Annotated in this window: 17 protein-coding genes; 8 read left to right on the top strand and 9 right to left on the bottom strand. The window is 72.1% G+C overall.

Annotated features, from left to right (window positions below; genetic code table 11):
• Nucleotides 1–6: 6 nt before the first annotated feature.
• Nucleotides 7–360, bottom strand: a complete 354-nt coding sequence (locus J3P32_RS12085) for a holo-ACP synthase (protein ID WP_210439984.1) — start codon at nt 358–360, stop codon at nt 7–9.
• Nucleotides 361–375: 15 nt separating this feature from the next.
• Complete coding sequence (gene glmS, locus J3P32_RS12080; RefSeq protein ID WP_210439983.1) at nt 376–2220, bottom strand: glutamine--fructose-6-phosphate transaminase (isomerizing); 1845 nt, start codon at nt 2218–2220, stop codon at nt 376–378.
• Nucleotides 2221–2285: 65 nt separating this feature from the next.
• Between glmS and coaA the strand changes: the two genes are divergently transcribed.
• Nucleotides 2286–3254, top strand: a complete 969-nt coding sequence (coaA, locus tag J3P32_RS12075; protein WP_210439982.1) for a type I pantothenate kinase — start codon at nt 2286–2288, stop codon at nt 3252–3254.
• A 27-nt stretch (nt 3255–3281) separates the two neighbouring features.
• Here the strand turns inward: coaA and J3P32_RS12070 are convergent, their stop codons facing one another.
• Together J3P32_RS12070 and J3P32_RS12065 are read right to left on the bottom strand one after the other, a co-directional pair.
• On the bottom strand, nt 3282–5765 hold the full coding sequence (locus J3P32_RS12070; protein WP_210439981.1) for a PKD domain-containing protein: 2484 nt from the start codon (nt 5763–5765) through the stop codon (nt 3282–3284).
• A 40-nt stretch (nt 5766–5805) separates the two neighbouring features.
• Complete coding sequence (locus J3P32_RS12065) at nt 5806–7632, bottom strand: hypothetical protein (RefSeq protein ID WP_210439980.1); 1827 nt, start codon at nt 7630–7632, stop codon at nt 5806–5808.
• 122 nt (nt 7633–7754) lie between these two features.
• Here J3P32_RS12065 and J3P32_RS12060 point away from each other — a divergent pair, with 122 nt between their 5' ends.
• Nucleotides 7755–8291 carry a hypothetical protein gene (locus J3P32_RS12060; protein ID WP_210439979.1) on the top strand — a complete coding sequence of 179 codons (537 nt, stop codon included), beginning with the start codon at nt 7755–7757 and terminating at the stop codon, nt 8289–8291.
• Between the two features lie 127 nt (nt 8292–8418).
• Here the strand turns inward: J3P32_RS12060 and J3P32_RS12055 are convergent, their stop codons facing one another.
• From J3P32_RS12055 to rplM, 4 genes are read right to left on the bottom strand one after another with little or no spacing between them, the layout of a single operon-like run.
• Entirely contained in the window at nt 8419–9450 is a 1032-nt protein-coding gene (locus J3P32_RS12055) for a GNAT family N-acetyltransferase (RefSeq protein ID WP_210439978.1), read from the bottom strand.
• A gap of 59 nt (nt 9451–9509) precedes the next feature.
• Entirely contained in the window at nt 9510–10856 is a 1347-nt protein-coding gene (gene glmM, locus J3P32_RS12050; RefSeq protein WP_210439977.1) for a phosphoglucosamine mutase, read from the bottom strand.
• 19 nt (nt 10857–10875) lie between these two features.
• Entirely contained in the window at nt 10876–11376 is a 501-nt protein-coding gene (gene rpsI, locus J3P32_RS12045) for a 30S ribosomal protein S9 (protein ID WP_210439976.1), read from the bottom strand.
• 17 nt (nt 11377–11393) lie between these two features.
• Nucleotides 11394–11837: a 50S ribosomal protein L13 gene (gene rplM, locus J3P32_RS12040; RefSeq protein ID WP_210439975.1), complete on the bottom strand. Its 444-nt coding sequence runs from the start codon at nt 11835–11837 to the stop codon at nt 11394–11396.
• 253 nt (nt 11838–12090) lie between these two features.
• Between rplM and J3P32_RS12035 the strand changes: the two genes are divergently transcribed.
• The 6 genes from J3P32_RS12035 (at nt 12091) to J3P32_RS12010 (ending at nt 19788) form a co-directional block, all read left to right on the top strand.
• Nucleotides 12091–13416: an NAD(P)/FAD-dependent oxidoreductase gene (locus J3P32_RS12035; protein ID WP_307807962.1), complete on the top strand. Its 1326-nt coding sequence runs from the start codon at nt 12091–12093 to the stop codon at nt 13414–13416.
• Nucleotides 13417–13522: 106 nt separating this feature from the next.
• Complete coding sequence (locus J3P32_RS12030) at nt 13523–14827, top strand: citrate synthase (RefSeq protein WP_210439973.1); 1305 nt, start codon at nt 13523–13525, stop codon at nt 14825–14827.
• Nucleotides 14828–14992: 165 nt separating this feature from the next.
• Complete coding sequence (locus tag J3P32_RS12025; RefSeq protein ID WP_210439972.1) at nt 14993–16243, top strand: S1C family serine protease; 1251 nt, start codon at nt 14993–14995, stop codon at nt 16241–16243.
• Between the two features lie 92 nt (nt 16244–16335).
• Complete coding sequence (locus J3P32_RS12020) at nt 16336–17487, top strand: acyl-CoA dehydrogenase family protein (protein ID WP_210439971.1); 1152 nt, start codon at nt 16336–16338, stop codon at nt 17485–17487.
• A gap of 13 nt (nt 17488–17500) precedes the next feature.
• A complete protein-coding gene (locus tag J3P32_RS12015; RefSeq protein ID WP_210439970.1) occupies nt 17501–18640 on the top strand; it encodes an acyl-CoA dehydrogenase family protein in 1140 nt (379 codons plus the stop codon).
• Complete coding sequence (locus tag J3P32_RS12010) at nt 18640–19788, top strand: acyl-CoA dehydrogenase family protein (RefSeq protein WP_210439969.1); 1149 nt, start codon at nt 18640–18642, stop codon at nt 19786–19788. Before J3P32_RS12015 ends, J3P32_RS12010 begins: the two co-directional genes overlap by 1 nt.
• Here the strand turns inward: J3P32_RS12010 and J3P32_RS12005 are convergent.
• Nucleotides 19785–20579 carry an LLM class flavin-dependent oxidoreductase gene (locus J3P32_RS12005; RefSeq protein WP_210439968.1) on the bottom strand — a complete coding sequence of 265 codons (795 nt, stop codon included), beginning with the start codon at nt 20577–20579 and terminating at the stop codon, nt 19785–19787. The genes J3P32_RS12010 and J3P32_RS12005 overlap by 4 nt on opposite strands.
• Between the last annotated feature and the right edge of the window lie 15 nt (nt 20580–20594).

The raw sequence follows: 20594 nt of genomic DNA, 5'->3' as shown, positions 1-20594 counted from the left end.
CTCGGCCTATCCCTCGAGGACGACGACGGCCGAGGCGATGCCGGCGTCATGGGAGAGGGAGACGTGCACGTGCGCGACGCCGAGCGCCTCCGCGCGGGCGGCGACGGTGCCCCGGATCTCGAAGCGCGGCCGGCCGGTGTCCTCCGAGACGATCTCGGCGTCGTGCCAGGCCATCCCGACCGGGGCGCCGAGCGCCTTGGCGATGGCCTCCTTGGCGGCGAACCGGGCGGCCAGCGAGGCGGGCGGACGCACGGCCTCGGCGTCGGTGAACAGCCGCCCGCGCAGGGACGGCGTGCGCTCGAGGGCCTGCACGAAGCGGTCGATGTCGACCACGTCGATGCCGACGCCGATGACCGGCATGGCTGCTCGGACCGCCTACTCGACCGTGACGGACTTGGCGAGGTTGCGCGGCTGGTCGACGTCGTGGCCGAGCCGGGTCGCCAGCTCGCACGCGAACAGCTGCAGCGGCACGACGGCGACCAGCGGCTGGAGCAGCACCGGCACCCGCGGCAGCGTGACCAGCACGTCGGCGTACGGCTCGATGGAGGTGTCGCCCTCCTCGGCGAGGCACAGTGTGCGGGCGCCGCGGGCGCGGACCTCCTGGATGCCGCTGACCATCTTGTCGTGCAGCTGGTCGCGGCCGCGGGGCGGCACGACGCAGAGGATCGGCAGCCCCTCCTCGACGAGCGCGATCGGTCCGTGCTTGAGCTCGCCGGCGGCGAACCCCTCCGCGTGCAGGTAGGCGATCTCCTTGAGCTTCAGGGCCCCCTCGAGGGCGACCGGGTAGCCCGCGTGACGGCCCAGGAAGAGCACCGACCGGCTCTCGACGTGGTCGCGGGCCAGCGCGTAGACCTCCTCGGCCTTGCCGAGCACGGTCTCGACGTGACCGGGCATCTCCTCGAGCTGGTCCATGATCTCGGAGATCTCGTCGCCGAACCGGGTCCCCTTGACCTGGGCGAGGTAGAGCGCGAGCAGGTAGCAGGCCACGAGCTGGGTGAGGAAGCCCTTGGTGGAGGCGACCCCGATCTCCGGGCCGGCGTGGGTGTAGATCACGCCGTCGGACTCGCGGGGGATCGTCGAGCCGTTGGTGTTGCAGATCGCGAGCACCTTCGACCGCTGCACGCGGGCGTGGCGGATGGCCTGGAGGGTGTCCGCGGTCTCGCCGGACTGGCTGATCGCCACGACGAGGGTCGCGCTGGTGAGGATCGGGTCGCGGTAGCGGAACTCGCTGGCCAGCTCGACCTCGACGGGGATGCGGCACCAGTGCTCGATGGCGTACTTGGCGACCATGCCGGCGTAGAAGGACGTGCCGGCCGCGATGATGATGATCTTGTCGATGTCGCGCAGGTCCTGGTCGGAGAGCCGCATCTCGTCGAGCTGCAGCAGGCCGTCGGCGCCGCGGCGGCCGAGCAGGGAGTCGGCCACCGCGCGCGGCTGCTCGAAGATCTCCTTGCGCATGAACCAGTCGTGGCCGTCCTTCTCGGCGGCGGAGAGGTCCCAGTCGACGTGGTAGCGGCGGCCCTCGGCGGGAGTGCCGTCGAAGCCGGAGACGCTGACCCCGTCGCGGGTGATGGTCACGACCTGGTCCTGGTCGAGCTCCATGGCCTCGCGGGTGTGCTCGATGAAGGCGGCCACGTCGGAGCCGAGGAAGTTCTCGCCCTCGCCGATCCCCACCACGAGCGGGCTGTTGCGGCGGGCGGCGACGACCCGGTCGGGGTCGTGCGCGTCCACCGCGACGAGGGTGAACGCGCCCTCGAGGCCGCGGCACACGTTCTGCATCGCGACGGTGAGGTCCACGCCGCTCCCCAGCTGCTCCTCGAGCAGGTGGGCGGCGACCTCGGTGTCGGTGTCTGAGGCCATCTCGACGCCGTCGGCCTCCAGGCGGGCACGCAGCTCGGCGAAGTTCTCGATGATGCCGTTGTGCACCAGCGCGACGCGGCGCTCCCGGCCCAGGTGCGGGTGGGCGTTGCGGTCGGTCGGCGCGCCGTGCGTCGCCCAGCGGGTGTGGCCGATGCCGGTGGTGACGGGCGGGAGCGGCGTCTCGGCGATGGCCTTCTCGAGGTTGGCGAGCTTGCCGGCCCGCTTGTCGGAGACCACCGTGCCGCCGTCGACGAGCGCGATGCCGGCGGAGTCGTAGCCGCGGTACTCCAGCCGCCTGAGGCCTTCGATCACCACGCTCTCGGCCGGCTTGTGACCCACGTACCCGACGATTCCGCACATGGCCGGGGAGTCTATCGGCAGGCCGCCGCGCAGCCGTGGCCCGCCGCGGTGCCACAATCGCACCCATGCCCGAGGTCACGTCGTCCTCCACCGGCAGCGAGGCCTCCCCGTACGTCGAGCTCGAGCGCGGGGCCTGGGCGCAGCTGGCCGGCACGGCCGAGACGTCCCTGACGCCCGACGAGGTCCTCCGCCTCCGTGGCTTCGGCGACCAGCTCGACCTCCGCGAGATCGAGCAGGTCTACCTCCCGCTCTCGCGGTTGCTCAGCCTCTACGTCGCGGCGAACTCCCGGCTGCACCGCGAGCAGGAGGAGTTCCTGCACCGCGTGACCCCGCCGCGCACGCCGTTCGTCATCGGGCTCGCCGGCTCGGTCGCGGTCGGCAAGTCGACCACCGCGCGCGTGCTGCAGCAGATGCTGGCGCACTGGCCCGAGCACCCCAACGTCGCGCTCGTGACCACCGACGGCTTCCTGCTGCCCAACGCCGAGCTCGAGCGGCGCGGGATCCTGCACCGCAAGGGGTTCCCGGAGTCCTACGACCGCAAGGCGCTGCTGAAGTTCGTCGTCGACATCAAGTCCGGCCGGGACGAGGTCGAGGCGCCGATCTACTCCCACCTCGTCTACGACGTGCTGCCCGACGAGAAGGTCGTGGTCAAGCGCCCCGACATCGTGATCATCGAGGGCCTCAACGTCCTGCAGCCGGCCCGCGTGCGCGACGACGGCCGCACCGGCCTGGCGGTCAGCGACTTCTTCGACTTCTCCGTCTACGTCGACGCGGCGCTGGCCGACATCAAGCGCTGGTACGTCGACCGCTTCCTGAGGCTGCGCGAGACCGCCTTCCGTGACCCGGCGTCGTACTTCCGCAAGTACGCCGCGCTGTCCCACGACGAGGCGGTCGACCAGGCCACCCGGATCTGGGATTCCATCAACGAGCCGAACCTCGTGCAGAACGTCGCTCCCACCCGCTCGCGCGCGAACCTCGTGCTGCGCAAGGACGCCGACCACTCGGTGCGCTACGTGCGGTTGCGCAAGCTCTGAGCGCCGGTCGCCGGCGGCGCGTCGCGGTCAGCGCTTCCCGGGCTTGACGGTGATGGTCACCGAGGCCGTCGACGTGGCACCGAAGCTGTCGGTCGCCCGCACGGTCACCCGCGTCGTCCCCTTGATGGTGAACGTGCGGCTGGCAGTGGCGCCGGTGGCGTCGTCCAGCTGCCCGTCCCCGTCGAGGTCCCACGCGTAGGTCAGCGGCGCACCCTCCGGGTCGGTCGAGCCCGTCGCGGAGAGCTGGACGGTCAGTGGAGCCTTGCCGGTCGTCGGGTTCGCCGTCACCCGAGCCTGCGGCAAGCCGTTGAAGCGTGCGGTGAAGGCCTGGTCGACGGCGACAGTCGTGGTGCGGGCCGCAGACGTGGAGCCGTCGCTCCAACCGACGAGCTGGTAGGTGTGCTCCCCCAGGACCTGCGGGGAGGGGACGGAGAACGTCTGGGTCGAGCGCTCGATGACGGTCTGCGGCTGCCCCTCCGTCACCGCTGCGCCACCGACGTAGGCCTGCAGGCCGTCGGGCACGGTGTCGACGGTCAGCGTGCGGGTGCGGGGCAGGATCTCGATGGTCTCGGCGTCCCGCAGCCCTGCCGGGTCGGTGACCGTCAACGTCACGGACAACCGCGACGGGTAGTCGTGGTCCGGAGCGGAGAAGGAGGCGGTGGCACCCGAGCGGGTCTCGAGCGGGTGGGTGTGGCAGTCGAACGGCGGTGTGGCCGAGCAGTGCACCACCCCGAGGTCCCAGCGGTACGTGAGGTTGCCGCCGTCGGGGTCGACGCCGCTGCCCTGCAGGGACACGGTGTCGCCGACGGCCCAAGTGGTCACGGACGTCGGGGCGTCGATGCGTGCGGTCGGAGCCTGGTTGGCGTCGGCGCGCACGTCCACCTGCACGGTCTCGTCGTCGACACCGCCGTGACCGTCGTCCACCCGGAGCCGGACCGTGTAGGTGCCCGGAGTCGTGTAGGTGTGGGCGGCCGTGGCCGTGAACGCGTCGTCCAGCTGGCCGTCGCCGTCGAGGTCCCAGGCGTACTGCAGCGGAGCGCCGTCGGGGTCGACGGATGCGGTGGCGTCGAAGGCGACGGTCAGCGGAGCCTGCCCGGACGACGGGTCGGCCACGAAGGACGCCGTGGGCAGCTGGTTGCTGGTCCCCGTGGAGACGATCCGACGGATGCGACCGTTGATGTGGTCGAGGGAGAAGATGTCGCCCCCCGGTCCGGCGTACAGCCCCACCGACGGCTCCTCCGTCGTGAATCGGTCGACCGTCGAGGGGTCGGGCACCCCTCCGGCGCCCGCGTACATCACCCAGACGCACGCCCGGGAGTAGTCGGTGAAGAACAACGCGCCGTCGTACTTGCCCGGATAGGTACCGCCCGGGTAGACGGCGAGACCGCTGATCGCGCTGGAGTTGCCCTGTACCTCGGGGCAGGCGTCCAGCGCGACGCCGTGGCGGTACTCGAACAGCGGGGCCGTGACCGCTGCGCTCCCCTGGGCATAGAGAGACTCGCACACGGGCACGTTGGCGGCGTCGTAGGACCCCATGCGTCCGGTGCCCTCGTAGCAGGGCCATCCGTAGTTCCGCAGCGACGACGCGTTCGGGACGTGGTTGATCTCCTCCCAGTTGTTCCACCCCACGTCTCCGACGTAGACGTGGCCGTCGGGCGCCACCGCCGTGCGGAACGGGTTGCGGAAACCATGGGCGAGCACCCGGCCCCCACCAGGGTTGCCCGGCCAGGCGTTGCCCGTGTCGGGGTCCAGACGCATCAAGGTGCCGTCGTGGCTCAGCGGGTCACCGCCGGTGCGGAGGTCCTGGCTGCGCAACGCTCCGCCCTCGGACGGCGGGTCCTGACACGGATTCACGGGGGTCGGAGTGCCGGCGAGGCTGCCGCCGAGCTGGCCGTGGTCCACGGTGTTGAAGGACGCGCCGTCGCCGGAGGTGACGTAGAGGGCGCCTTCGGGCCCGAACTCGACGGTCCCCACTGAGTGGGACGGGAACTGCTGGCAGAAGTTGCCGTCGAGGAGGACCTCCGTGGTCCCGGGGCGGTTGGCCGTGTCGACCGGGATGCGGACCAGCCGTCCGTCGGCGAGGCAACCGTCAGTCGTCGCTCCCGGTGGCGTGGGGCACGTGTCGCCGTAGCGGTAGCGGTCCCACGTGTAGAGCAGGTAGACGTAGGGGCTTGCGGGGAAGTCGGGGTCGAGCGCCATCCCGAGGAGGCCACGGTCCCAGAACGAGTGGACGTCTGCGGTGAGGTCGATCGCCGTGGTCGCGGTGGTGTCGCTCATCGAGTCGAAGACCTTGACCAGCCCTGACTTCTCCGCGACGAACACCCTGCCGTCCGGGGAGAAGCGCACGACCGTGGGGAGCGTGAGGCCGGAGAACACGGTCTGCACGCCGAAACCGGTGTCGACCTGCGGCGCCGCCTCCGCGGGTGTCGCGTCGCGGACGATGGCTGCGGGGGCCGCGAGGAGGAGGACGGCGATCGCCGCCAGAAGGACCCGCCTGGGACTGGTGAGCATGAGCACCCCCAACGTGGCATTCGCGACGATCGCGCTGGCCTCAGTCTCGACGCGAGGTCGGTGCCGCCGCATACCGCGAATCGGGGGTCTGTCCGCGGGCGGCGTCCCCGCTCCGGACTGTGGTGTCGCCCTCTTCCGTGTCGTCCGGACGCGTGCCACCGGACTGCAGGAGATCGCCGGTCAGGACGACCACGAGCAGGAACGGCATGAACCACACCGTGTACAAGGCGGACCAGTGGGTCAGCAGGAGCTGGAACGACATCAGCAGGGCTGCGCTGAAGGCGGCCAGCTGCAGCGGCGACTTGCGGCGCGGCCGGACCGCCACCACCAGCGCCGCGAGCACGAGGACCCCCTGCAGGACGTGCTGCACCGCCGAGAGGTCGGGCAGGCCCGCAGCGGCGTACTGACCCCAGTCCCACAGCGAGAACGGTGAGCTGCGGTCGAACTGGATGATGAACGTCCGGTCGAGGAACACCCGCAGCTCGCGCAGCGGGTCGTCGGCGACCAGCAGGAACCAGAAGCACAGCACCGTGGTCAGCGCGAAGCTCGTGGCGTACACGAGCGGACTCCGCAGCCGACGGGTGCCGGGGTAGGTCGCCCACATCGGCGCCAGGATCAGGGCGGCCAGCTTAGTCCAGCACGCGAGGGCGACCAGGCAGCCTCGCCCGGGCGGGGACGAGACGGCCCAGAACGCCCAGATGAGGAGGGCGGCCATGATCGTGTCGTTGGCGTTGGAGCTGGAGGTGTACTGGGTCAGCGGGTTCGCCGCCCACGCGAACGGCAGGACGACCGCCGCCCTGGTCCCGCCCCGGCTGCGCCCCACGGCCGCGAGACCTGCCATGGCGAGCAGGTCGAAGAGCAGGGTCGTGAAGTGGACGGCCGGGAGCTCGTCCCACCGACCGCTCCAGCCGAAGAGCCACAGCCCTGGGAGGTAGGCGTGGTAGTTCACCGGACCGTAGGTGTCCCCGAAGGAGTTGATCGTCTCGCAGCGCCCGTCCTCCTGGACCCAGTCCAGGACGCTCCCGTCGTGGGCCTCAGCGCCGCAGGGGCGTCCGCTGTCCGCATGGGGAAACCTCCCGTACGGCGACACGCCGTCCGAGAGGCGGTCGGCGCCGATGACCCCCGCGTAGCCGACGTCCAGCACGCTCGAGTGCTCGACGTTGATCCCCGTCCGCAGCCCGACGAGGAACACCAGGCCCGCCACGAGCAGCCACACGGGAACGGTCGAGCGCGGGACGGCGACGCGTCCGGTGACTCCGACGCGGATCATCCGCAGGACGAGGTAGACCAGCGAGGCCGTCGCGGCCAGCACGGAGGCGAACACGCGCCCCTCGTTGAGCAGCGCGACGTTGACCGAGAACGACAACAGGGCCACCAGATCGAGGTTGGCCAGGCTCAGCGGTCGTCTGAAGTCCGCGAGGCCGACCACGAAGAAGAGGCAGAACGCCAGCCACAGGAGGGGCTCGTTGATCAGCCCGCCGACGCCGCCTCCCCGGGCCAGCGGCCAGGCCAGCTCAGGCCCCGCCCAGACGTCGCGCGTGTCGCCGGTGCGGTCGTCGACCTTGGCGGTGGCCACCTTGCCGGCCTCGGGGGTGAAGACGCTCACCTCCCACTCCCCGCGCTCGGGCATGAAGTGGGCCGCGGGTATCAGCAAGTCCTCCGGGTATCGGTCCAGCCACTCGGCGACCTCCGGTTCGACCAGCACGATGCGGGTCGCCTCCCCCCGCGTCAGCCGGGGCCCGTCGTCCGGTCCGTCGCCCACCGACGCCGAGGCACCCGCGCACAGGAGCAGCAGGACGGCGCTCAGCGCCAGCAGCGCCGAGCGCATCGTCCAACGAGCCGTGTCCATCCGCGCCGGATGAAGCATGGCGTCACCATAACCAGTGAATTCCCGCCCGGGACGGGTTCTCCTCGCCCCGGCCCCTCTACGGTCCGGTTCGAGGGTGCGCTCGAGGCGTCCCCCACCCGATGGCACCGAAGGAGCACGCGGTGAAAGACAGAGACAACAGGCTGACCACGATGCTGGGCCTGCCGATCCTGGCGGTCCTCGGCTTCGTCCTTGCGACCGTGTTCGCCGGGGTGAGCGTCGCCGGAGAGGTGACGACCACCACCACGACCACCGTCCCGACGACCACGACGACGACCACGACGACGACCACGACCACGACGCCCGAGCCGGGCGGCGAGGGCTGCACCCCCGGGTTCTGGAAGAACCACCCGTCCGACTATCCCGCCGGCTACAGCCCCGACACGACGCTGGGCAGCGTCTTCACCGGCCTGTCGTCGACCTACTCGTCGATGACGCTGGACGCCGCGCTGTCGCTGGGCGGTGGTGGCTTGAAGGCGCTGTTGCGGCACGCGGCCGCGGCTCTGTTGAACGCTGCGAGCGACGAGGTGGACTACTCGTTCTCCACGGCGGAGGTGGTGGCGCTGACGAACGCGGCGATCGGCAGTGGCTCCTACGAGGCGACGAAGGACCTGTTCGACACGGCGAACAACGGTGGTGCCGCCGGGTTCTGCGACTGATCGGCCCGAGCCCCGGCCCCCGACCACGTCGGGAGCCGGCCGGACGACGGGCCCCGGGGATCCGATTCCCGGGGCCCGTCGCCGCCCCGTCGGTGGCGGCGGCGCGGTCACGAGGCTGACCGTCGTCTCAGAGCCTCTTCTGCAGCTCGAGCAACGTCTCGGTCGTGCGGTAGCCCAGCGCCTCGTTGACGGCGTTCATCCACGTGTTGACCTCGGCGTTGGACGTCTCCACGGTCCTGAGGTCGGGGTACGTCGCCAGGACCAGGTCGTGCGTCGCGACCTTGAGCGCGAGCCCGAGCCGGTGTCCGCGGTGCGCCGGGTCGACGATCGTGATGCCGACCAGGGCGTGCGTGTGGTCCGTGTCGTCGACGCGCACGTCGGACACACCCGCCACCGTGCCGTCGGGCGCGATCGCCAGGGCCGTGTGCACGTGCCGTCCGGTGGCGACCTGCCGCTGCTCGGCGGCGCGGACGCGCTCCACGCTCCACTCCGACGCCTCGAGGTCGAGGTCGCCGAGCGGGATCTCGGAGACCAGCATCCCCAGGAGGCGCCCGAACGACTCGACGTACTCATCGGGGCACACGGTGTCGAAGGTGACGAGCGAGTAGCCCTGGCCGGCGCCCGCGAGCCCCGCCGCCAGCGCGTCGCGCCGCTCGACGTAGTCGGAGGTCGTCAGCTCCTTGATCGACTCCCGGGTGGCGACCGCGAAGCCCCGCCCCAGCGCGAACGGCTCCGCCGCGGCCGTGCCGCCGGGCGGGACGTACGCCTCGCCGGTGAGCGTCGTGCGCCCGTGCCCGAGCGCCAGCACCTCCGCCTCCGCCAGCAGCGCCGACCCGATCCCCTCGCGACGTCGGTCGGGGTCGACGTACACCTCGGCGCCGGCGAGGTGGGCGTTGTCGCGCGTGGGCAGGAGCACCATGCCGGCGCCCACCATGCGGCGACCCTCGATGGCACCGAACAGGGCCACGTCGCGCTCGGGGTTCGGCGCGGTCAGCGCCACCCGGCTCTGCTCCCACAGCGGCCACGGCTTGCCGGGCCGGTCGGCCGTCGCCGCGTGCCCGACGTCCCACCACGCCTTGAGGGCGGCTTCGTTGCGCGGGTTGATCTGCTCGATGTCGACCACGCCGCGACGGTAGTCGCGGCGCGCCCTGCCCGTCATGCGGATATCGGCGTGCGCGGCCCGCGTCGTCAGCAGGAGGCAGGGCGCGCTGCGCTCGCCTAGAGCGCCAGCTGCTGCTTCACCACGTCGGCGAGCCGGGACGCGACGCCGTCGGCCTCCTCGTGGGTGGGTGCCTCGACCATGACGCGCACGATGGGCTCGGTGCCGGAGGGGCGCAGGAGGATCCGGCCGCGCTCGCCGAGCAGCGCCTCCTCCTCGGCGACCGCGGCGGCGAGGACGGCGTCCTCGTCGGCGCGCGACTTGTCGACCCCCGACACGTTGAGCAGCACCTGCGGCAGCCGGGTCATCACCGAGGCCAGCTCCGCCAGCGACTTCCCGGTGGTGGCCATGCGCTCGAGGACGTGCAGCGCGGTGAGGATGCCGTCGCCGGTGGTGGCGTGGTCGCTGAGGATGACGTGGCCCGACTGCTCGCCGCCGAGGGAGTAGCCGGAGACCTTCATCGCCTCGAGGACGTAGCGGTCGCCGACCTTGGTCTGCCGCACCCCGACGCCGCTCGCGCGCATCGCCTGCACGAAGCCCAGGTTGCTCATCACGGTCGCCACCACCGTGTCCTTGGCGAGCCGGCCCTGCTCCAGCAGGGACAGCGACAGGATCGCGAGGATCTGGTCACCGTCGACGACGTTGCCGTCGGCGTCGACGGCCAGGCAGCGGTCGGCGTCGCCGTCGAGGGCGAAGCCGGCATGGGCGCGGTGCTCCACGACCGCGGCCTGCAGCGACTCGAGGTGGGTGGACCCGCAGCTGTCGTTGATGTTGAGGCCGTCGGGGTCGGCGTGGATCGCGACGACCGTGGCGCCGGCGTCCTCGAGCGCCCGGGGCCCGGCCTGGAAGGCCGCGCCCTCCGCGCAGTCGAGCACGACCCTGAGCCCCGCGAGCGGATGGGTGATCGTGCTCTCGAGGTGCGCGGCGTACTCCTGCACCGCGCTCTCGTAGGCGCGCACCCGGCCGACGTCGCCGCCGGTGGGTCGCGTCCACGGCTCGCCCATGCGGCGCTCGATGGCGATCTCGATCGCGTCGTCGAGCTTGTGGCCGCCGCGCGCGAGGAACTTGATGCCGTTGTCGGGCATCGGGTTGTGCGAGGCCGACAGCATGACGCCGAGGTCGGCGCCCAGGCGGTCGGTCATGTAGGCGACGCCCGGGGTGGGCAGGACGCCGAGGAGCAGCACGTCGACGCCGGCCGAGGCGAGGCCCGCGACGACCGCGGCCTCGAGGAACTGCCCGGAGATGCGCGTGTCCCGGCCCACCACGGCGAGGGGGCGATGGCCCTCGAACTCGCCGCGGTCGGCCAGGACGTGTGCGGCGCAGACGGAGAGGTCCAGGGCCAGCTCCGCCGTGAGTGTGGCGTTCGCCAGGCCCCGGACCCCGTCCGTGCCGAAGAGTCGCGTCATGTGACGAGACCCTAGGAGATCAGCGCTTGCTGAACTGCGAGGCCTTGCGGGCCTTCTTCAGACCGGCCTTCTTGCGCTCCACGACGCGGGCGTCGCGGGTGAGCAGGCCGGCCTTCTTCAGCGCCGGGCGGTTCGCCTCGACGTCGACGGCGTTGAGCGCCCGCGCCACGCCGAGGCGCAGGGCGCCGGCCTGGCCGGCGATGCCGCCGCCGTGGATGCGGGCGATCACGTCGAAGCGACCCTCGAGCTGCAGCTCGGCGAACGGCTCGTTGGCGATCTGCTGGTGCAGCTTGTTCGGGAAGTAGCTGTCGAGCGTGCGGCCGTTGATGGTCCACGAGCCGGTGCCCGGGACGATGCGGACGCGGGCGACGGCCTCCTTGCGACGGCCGGTGGCGCCGGCGGGCGCGATGGTGGCCGGGCGGGCCGGGGTGTCGGCCGACGCGGCGCTCTCGGAGGTGTAGGCGACGCCGTCGGCGTCGGTCTCGAAGGTCTCCTCGACCTCGGTGGTGTTCTCAGACATGTGTCAGTCCTCAGTCGTCACTGGGAGATCTGGGAGATCTCGAACGGGGTGGCCTTCTGGGCCACGTGCGGGTGGTCGGGGCCGGCGTAGACCTTGAGCTTCTTCAGCATCTGGCGACCGAGCTTGTTCTTCGGGAGCATGCCCCACACGGCCTTCTCGATGGCCCTGCGGGCGTCCTTCTCGAGGAGCTCGCCGAAGGGGGTGGCCGACAGGCCGCCCGGGTAGCCGGAGTGGCGGTAGGCCATCTTGGTGGTCTTCTTGGTCCCCGACAGCGACACCTTGGAGGCGTTGACGATGATCACGAAGTCGCCCATGTCCATGTGAGGAGCGAAGGTCGGCTTGTGCTTGCCGCGGAGGAGGTTGGCGGTCTGGACGGCGAGGCGGCCCAGGACCACGTCGGTGGCGTCGATGACGAGCCACTCGCGCTGGATGTCAGCGGGCTTGGGGCTGTACGTGCGCACGGCGATGTCCCGTTCTCGTTCGTTGGGTCCGTCCCTCGGGCGAGGGGCGGTGGTGCCCCCCAGGCTTCGAGGGGCTGCGCGACTTCTGACGAACACGGCCCGGATCGCTCCCCCACCCAGGGGGGATCACGTCCGGATCTGCACCCGCTCTGGCCCTCCGTGGGGAGGGAGCGGACGCGGCAGGAGTCGCGACCAGCAAGGGTACGGCGCGTCGAGGAGCAGGGTCAAAACGGGGAGGGACCATGATGGCCGGGTGCGCAACGGCGGCGTGTCCTACTGGTGGCAGCAGCTCGGCCTGCCCTCCCCCACCGACCCGCTCCGGGGCGACGCGACGTGCGACGTCGCGATCGTCGGGGGCGGCCTGACCGGACTCTGGACCGCGCACTACCTGCGCGAGGCCGATCCCACGCTCGAGGTCCGCGTCGTCGAGGCCGAGTTCGCCGGCTTCGGGGCCTCGGGCCGCAACGGCGGCTGGCTGTCCAGCGAGCTGGCCGGCAGCGCCCGGGCGTACGAGCAGGTGGCGGGCGCCGACGGCGTCGACCGGCTCCGGGCCGCGCTGCGCGGCACCGTCGACGAGGTCGTCGCGATCGCCGCGCGCGAGGGCATCGAGGCCGACATCGTGCGCAGCGGCGTCCTCGTCGTGGCGCGGTCCGAGGCGCAGCGGCAGCGACTGGGGGGCGAGCTCACCGCGGAGCAGGTGTCGGCCCGGATCCGGGTGGCCGGAGCGGTGGCCGGCCACTTCGACCCCGACTGCGCGCGGGTGCAGCCGGCCAAGCTGGTCTCCGGCGTCGCGCGGCTCGTGCGGGAGCGCGGTGTGCGCGTGCACGAGGCCACCCGCGCCGTGCGGATCGAGCCGGGCGCGGTGGTCACCGAGCACGGCACCCTGCGGGCGCCCGTGGTGCTGCGCTGCCTGGAGGGCTTCACCGCCGGACTCCCCGGGCACCGGCGCGACTGGCTGCCGATGAACTCCGCGATGGTGGTCACCGAGCCACTGACGGCCGCGCAGTGGGCGGAGGTCGGCTGGAGCGGCGAGGAGCTGCTCGGCGACGAGGCGCACGCCTACTGCTACGCCCAGCGCACCGCCGACGGTCGCATCGCCCTGGGCGGTCGCGGCGTGCCGTACCGGTTCGGCTCGCGCACCGACGTCGACGGACGCACGCAGGAGTGGACCGTGCAGTCGCTGCGCTCGACGCTGCTCTCGCTGTTCCCCTCGCTGGCGGGGATCCGCCTCGACCACGCCTGGTGCGGGGTGCTCGGCGTCCCTCGCGACTGGAGCGCGAGCGTGGCCTACGACCCCGCGACGGGGCTCGGCCACGCGGGCGGGTACGTCGGGTCGGGCCTGACCGCCACCAACCTCGCGGGCCGCACCCTGCGCGACCTGGTGCTGGGCCGTGACACCGACCTCACCCGGCTCCCGTGGGCGGGTCACCGGGTACGGCGGTGGGAGCCCGAGCCGCTGCGGTGGGCGGGCGTCCACGCACTCTACCGGCTCTACCGCGCCGCCGACCGCCGCGAGGACGCGGGCCTCGGCCGCACCAGCCGGGTCGCGCGGGTGGCGAACCGGGTGGCGGGGCGCTGACGTCATACCGAAGTCGCAGCGTGGACACCTGATTCGCGGTCCCCGCGGGCGCAGGTCTAGGTTGAGGGGCACACAGACGTACAAAGACGTATGAACAGGAGCCGACGTGACCGACGTTGCGGCCAAGGATTCCCTGACTGTCACCGACAACCGGACCGGTCAGACGTACGACATCGCGATCACCGACAACACGATCGCCGCCAAGGACCTCGGGCAGATCCGCCTCGATGACGAGCAGCCCGGTCTCGCGACCTACGACCCGGGGTTCGTCAACACCGCCTCGTGCCGCTCGTCGGTGACCTACATCGACGGCGACAAGGGCATCCTCGAGTACCGCGGGTACCCGATCGAGCAGCTGGCCGAGAAGTCCAACTTCCTCGAGGTGGCCTACCTCCTCATCCACGGCGACCTGCCCACCAAGGAGCAGTACGACGCGTGGGTGCACGAGATCACCTACCACACGTTCGTGCACGAGAACGTCAAGAACTTCATGCACGGCTTCCGCTACGACGCCCACCCGATGGGCATGCTGATGGCCTCGGTGGGCGCCCTGTCGACGTTCTACCCCGACGCCCGCAACATCAGCGACGCCGACAACCGCCACATGCAGATCGTCCGCATGATCGCGAAGATGCCGACCCTCGGGGCCTGGTCGTTCCGCCACGCGCAGGGCAAGCCCTACGTCTACCCCGACAACGACCTCGGCTACACCGCCAACTTCCTCTCGATGCTCTTCAAGATGAGCGAGCAGAAGTTCGAGGCCGACGAGCGGCTCGTCAAGGCCCTCGACGTGCTCTTCATCCTCCACGCCGACCACGAGCAGAACTGCTCGACCAACGCGGTGCGCTCCGTCGGCTCCTCGCAGGTCGACCCCTACTCGGCCGTGTCGGCCGGCATCGGGGCGCTCTACGGCCCGCTCCACGGCGGCGCCAACGAGGCGGTGCTGCGGATGCTCAAGCGCATCGGCAGCAAGGAGAACATCCCGGCGTTCATCGACGGCGTGAAGGACGGCAACGAGCGACTCATGGGCTTCGGCCACCGGGTCTACAAGAACTACGACCCGCGCGCCAAGATCATCAAGAAGTCCGCCGAGGACGTCTTCGAGGTCACCGGCACCAACCCGCTGCTCGACATCGCGCTGGAGCTGGAGAAGATCGCGCTCGAGGACGAGTACTTCGTCAAGCGCAAGCTCTACCCCAACGTGGACTTCTACTCCGGCCTGATCTACGAGGCCTTCCAGTTCCCGCCGGAGATGTTCACCGTGCTGTTCGCCATCGGCCGCACCCCGGGCTGGCTGGCGCAGTGGTCGGAGCTGGTGCAGGACAAGGACCAGAAGATCGCCCGCCCGAAGCAGATCTACACCGGCGACCGCGAGCTGACCTTCACCGCGGCCTCCGAGCGCTGGGCCTGAGCCTCCCCGCCGACGACACGCTGACGACAGGCTGACGAGAGCCCCCGGCCACCCGGCCGGGGGCTCTCGCGCGTCCGGAGCCCCGTGCCGGCGGCCCCGCAGGTCTGGGCGCCTTCCCAGCGCGTTCTCAGGGCCTCCACAGGGTACGGACGCACCGTGGACGACATGAGCGACGGACGAACCCCCCACCACGGCGACGGCGACCACCCCGGCGAGCGGTACGACCCCTACCAGCCCCGCACGGCGGAGCACGCGCCGTTCCAGCCGGCGCACACGCAGGCCATCCCCGTCCAGCAGGCGGCACCGCCGCGGCGCCGGCGCGCCGGCCTGGCGGCGGCCGTGCTCGCCACGTCGCTCGTCGTCGGGGGCGGCGCGGGCCTCGGCGGCGCCGCGTGGTGGGACGAAACCCACGACGACCCCGCGGGCACCGCCGAGGCAGGCCAGGTCGCCACGTCGCCGGTGTCGCAGCCGCAGGCGCCGGCCGCGGACGGATCGGTCGAGTCGGTGGCGCAGAAGGTGCTGCCGAGCGTGGTGAAGATCGATGTCACGACCCCCCAGGGCGGCGCGTCGGGCTCCGGGATCATCCTCACCGCCGACGGCACGATCCTCACCAACAACCACGTGATCGACGGCGCCGCCGAGGGCGGCAGCCTGACGGTCTCCTTCGACGACGGCACGAGCGCGGAGGCCGAGATCCTCGGCACCGACCCGCTCACCGACACCGCGGTGATCCAGGCCCAGGACGTGTCGGGCCTGACGCCCGCGACGATCGGCAAGTCCGCCAACCTCGGGGTGGGCGAGGGCGTCGTGGCGATCGGCTCGCCCTTCGGCCTCGACGCGACCGTGACCAGCGGCATCGTCAGCGCCCTCGACCGCCCCGTCAACGTCGGCCGCGACGACGAGGGCAACTCCACGACGTACCCGGCGATCCAGACCGACGCCGCCATCAACCCGGGCAACTCCGGGGGACCGCTCGTCGACATGACCGGCGCGGTGGTCGGGATCAACTCCTCCATCCGCACCGCGGCCTCGCAGTCCCCCTACGGCCAGGGCGGGGCCGGCTCCATCGGGCTGGGCTTCGCGATCCCCATCGACGAGGTCATGCCGATCGTCGACCAGATGGCGGCGGGCGAGACGCCCACCCACGCGCGCCTCGGGCTGCAGGTCGCCGACACCCGGTCGGGCGACTCCGAGGGCGCACTCGTCAGCGAGGTGACCCCCGGCTCCACCGCCGACGAGGGCGGGCTCGCCGCCGGTGACGTCATCACCCGGATCGACGACACCCGCATCACCGGCGCCGACTCCCTCGTGGCCACGATCCGCTCCTACCGCCCCGGCGACACCGTCACGGTGACCTGGCTCAGCGACGGCGAGGAGCAGAGCGCCGACTTCGTCCTCGACTCCGACGCCGAGTGAGCCGGCGGGCGGCGGGCCCACCGCCCGTCGCCCCGCTGGACAGCCACGCCATGATGGGCACGCCGCCGGCCACGCCCACCACGAGGAGCCACATGCAGCTCGCGCTCAGCCCCCGCGACGCGGAGTTCCGCGACCGGATGCGGGAGTTCTTCACCACGAAGGTCCCCCGGGAGATCCGCGACACCGTCCTGGAGGGACGCCACCTCACCCGCGAGCAGATCGTCGCGAGCCAGCGGATCCTCAACGCCGAGGGGCTCGCCGTCCCGCACTGGCCGACGGAGTGGGGCGGCCAGGACTGGACCGAGCTCCAGCGCCACCTGTGGCACGAGGAGATGCAGCGCGCCGGCGTCCCGGCGCCGCTGGCGTTCAACGCCTCGATGATCGGCCCCGTGATCGCCCACTTCGGCTCCGAGGAGCAGAAGCAGCGCTTCCTGCCCGCGACCGCGAACCTCGACATCTGGTGGTCCCAGGGCTTCTCCGAGCCCGACGCCGGCTCCGACCTCGCCGGCCTGCGGACGGCCGCGGTGCGCGACGGCGACGACTGGGTGGTCAACGGCCAGAAGACCTGGACCACGCTCGGGCAGCACGGCGACTGGATCTTCACGCTCGTGCGCACCGATCCGGAGGTCAAGAAGCAGCAGGGCATCTCCATGCTGCTGATCGACATGACGACGCCCGGGGTGGAGGTGCGCCCGATCGAGCTCATCGACGGCGGCCACGAGGTCAACGAGGTGTGGTTCTCCGACGTCCGGGTCCCAGGCGACCTGCTCGTCGGTGAGCCCGGCGCGGGCTGGACCATGGCGAAGTTCCTGCTCGGCAACGAGCGGGTGGGCGTCGCGCCCGTCGGCGCGACCAAGCGCGCCCTGGCCACGCTCAAGGCGACGGCTGCCGACCAGCTGGCGGACCCGCTGGTCCGCGCCCGGGTCGCCGAGCTGGAGAACGAGCTGCTCGCCCTCGAGCTGACCGCGCTCCGCGTCGTCGCGCACTCCTCCGACGGCGCGCCGCACCCGGCCTCGTCGGTGCTCAAGCTCAGGGGCACCGAGCTGCAGCAGGCCGTCAGCGAGCTGGCGCTCGACCTCGCCGGACCGGCCTCGCTGGCGGCGCGGGCAGGCGACGACTCGCCCCAGGAGGGCTGGGCGCGACGATCGGCGCCGACGTACCTCAACCTCCGCAAGGCCTCGATCTACGGCGGCTCCAACGAGATCCAGCGCCAGATCATCAGCCGCACGATCCTGGGACTCTGAAGGGGCGGACGAGATGGACTTCACCTACGACGACGAGCAGCAGGCGCTGCGCGAGGCCGTCCGGGGCCTCCTGGCGACGGCGTACGCCGATCACGAGGCCCGGCGTCGCACGGTCGCCGCCGAGCCCGGGTTCGACCGCGCCCTGTGGGGTCGGCTGGCCGAGATGGGCATCCTCGGGCTGCCGTTCAGCGAGAGCGACGGCGGCGTCGGGGCCGGCCCCGTCGAGATCGGCATCGTCTGCCAGGAGCTGGGCCGCGTGCTGGCCCCCGAGCCCTACCTGTCGGGCGTCGTGCACGCGGGCGGGCTCGTGGCGGCCGTCGGCACGGCGGAGCAGAGAGCCGACCTGCTCGGGCGACTGAGCGCCGGCGACCTCCTGCTCGCTGCGGCCGACACCTCCCCCGGCGACCGCTGGGCCGCGCGCGCCGACGGCGTCCGCGCCTCGGTCGTTGGCGACGGCTGGACCCTGGACGGGGTGGCGGACCCGGTGATGGGCGGCGAGTCGGCCGACTGCTTCGTGGTGACGGCCGCGCTGCCCGACGGCGGCGGCACCGGTGTCTTCCTGGTCGCCGCGGACGACGTGTCGCGCAGCGGCTACGCGGCGGCCGACCTGACCCGCGCAGCCACCGTCCGGTTCGAGGGCAGCGCCGCGACGCCGCTCGGCGAGCCCGGGCGCGACCTGGCCCCGAGCATCGCGACGATCAGCGACCTGACACGCATCCTGGGCGCCAACCAGGCCCTCGGCGTGCTGCAGAGCCAGCTGCGCGCGACGACGGACTACCTGGGGTCGCGCAAGCAGTTCGGCGTCACGCTCAACACCTTCCAGGCGCTGACGTTCCGGGCGGCCGACATGTACGTCTCCCTCGAGCTGGTGCACAGCATGGTCGACTGGGCGACGATGACGATCGCCGGTGGCGACCGCGACGCGGTGGCGGAGGCCGCCGATCGCGTCGGGCTGCAGGTCAGCCGGTCGGGCCGGCACATCGGCCAGGAGGCGATCCAGCTGCACGGCGGCATCGGCATGACCGCGGAGTACGCCGTCGGCGTCGGGACCGCGCACCTGGCCGTGCTCGAGCAGTGGCTCGGCAACGGCCCGCACCACCTCGCCCGCCTCGCCGGCCGGGTGGACGACCACGAGCTGGTCGACGCGCTCTGATGGACCTCTCGCTCACCGAGGACCAGCAGGCCTTCCGCGACCTCGCCCGCGACTTCCTGGAGCGCGAGGCCGTCCCGCACCGCATGCGGTGGGACCGCGAGGAGTCCGTCGACCTCGCGATCGTGCCGAAGATGGCCGACCTCGGCTTCTTCGGGCTCACGATCCCCGAGGAGTACGGCGGTGTCGGGGGCGACTACGTGACCTACTCCCTCGCCATGGAGGAGCTCGGCCGTGCCGACTCGGCGCTGCGGGGGATCGTCTCGGTCAGCAGCGGGCTGGTCGGCAAGTCGATCCTCTTCCACGGCAGCGAGGAGCAGAAGCGGGAGTGGCTGCCGCAGCTGGCCACCGCCTCCACGCTGGGCTGCTTCGGCCTCACCGAGCCCGGCACCGGCTCCGATGCGGGCAACCTGACCTCCCGCGCCGTCCGGGACGGGTCGGACTGGGTGCTCGACGGCCAGAAGCTGTTCATCACCAACGGCACGTGGGCCGACGTCGCCCTGGTCTTCGCCCGCACCAGCGACGACGGCCCCCGCGGCGTCACGGCGTTCCTCGTGCCCACCGACACCCCCGGGTTCGTGGCGCGCGAGGTCACCGGCAAGCTCGGCCTGCGCGGGCAGGCGACCGCCGAGCTGTTCCTCGACGGCGTACGTGTGCCCGACGCGGCGCGCCTCGGTGAGGTCGGTCAGGGGTTCCGGATCGCGATGGGGACCCTCGACAAGGGCCGGCTCGCCGTCGCGTCGGGCTGCGTCGGCATCGTGCAGGGCTGCCTCGAGGCCTCGGTCGCGTACGCCACCCGGCGCACGCAGTTCGGCAAGCCGATCGCGTCCTTCCAGCTCGTGCAGGACCTGATCGCCGACATGTCGGTCGACGCCGACGCGGCCCGGCTGCTGGCGTGGCGCTGCGCCGACCTCGTCGACCGGGGCGAGCCCTACGGCACGGCGGCGTCGAAGGCGAAGCTCTTCGCGTCGGAGGCGGCCGTGCGGGCGGCGAACAACGCGATCCAGGTGCACGGCGGCGCCGGCTACGTCGACGACTTCCCCGTCGCGAAGTACCTCCGCGACGCCCGGGTGATGACCCTCTACGAGGGCACGTCGCAGATCCAGAAGCTGCTGATCGGGCGGGCGGAGACCGGGGTCAGCGCGTTCTAGGTCCGGGCCGGACCCGACGCGACGACCCGGCGGACCTCGTCGAGGTCGAGGTCGAAGGGCCCGATTCGGGTCAGCACCCACGAGGCGCCGCGGTCCAGCCACGGGCCCGGGTCCTGCTCGGGCCGGAGGTCGACCACGACGTCGAAGCCCGGAGCCGGGTCGTGCTCGGCGAGCGCGGACACCGTGCGCTCCAGGTCGCCGGGGCCGTCGAGGCCGATGACGAAGAACCCGTCGTACCTCGCCGCGCGCCGCAGCGGCGCGCGGTTGGGGAAGCGGCCCGCCAGCCAGATCGGCACGTCCGGCGCGGGACGGAACGTCACCCCCCGGGCGGCGTGGTGCTCGCCCTGGTGGTCCACCCGCCCGCCGCCGAGCAGGCCGGAGAGGACCTCCAGTCCCTCGTCGAGCATCCGGGCGCGGGTCCTCGGGTCGGGCTCGTCGCCGAAGGCGCTGAACTCGCCGACCCAGTCGTCGCCGAGCCCGAGGCCCAGGACGAAGCGGCCGCGCGACAGCACCGCCAGGCTCGCCGCCTGCCGCGCCAGGACCTGCGGCCGGCGCCGGGCCAGCGGGGTGACCATCGGTCCGAGCAGGAGGCGCTCGGTGCGCATCGCGACCGCGGCGCAGCAGGTCCACACGTCGGCGATGTCGGTGACGCGCTCGCCGTAGAGCAGGTGGTCCCAGACGAAGAACCCGTCCCAGCCGGCCGCCTCGGCCTCGGCGGCGAGGTCGCCGACGACCCGCGGGTCGGCCAGCTGGTCGAAAGGAGCGACGAAGAGCCCGCGACGCGTGGTCATGCCCTCATCGAAGCA

Origin of the sequence: Nocardioides xinjiangensis (assembly GCF_017916385.1) — a bacterium.
In the GTDB taxonomy this organism is placed as follows: domain Bacteria; phylum Actinomycetota; class Actinomycetes; order Propionibacteriales; family Nocardioidaceae; genus Nocardioides; species Nocardioides xinjiangensis.
The sequence above is the reverse complement of the archived record's forward strand: the minus strand, read 5'-3'. Positions and strand labels throughout refer to the sequence as shown.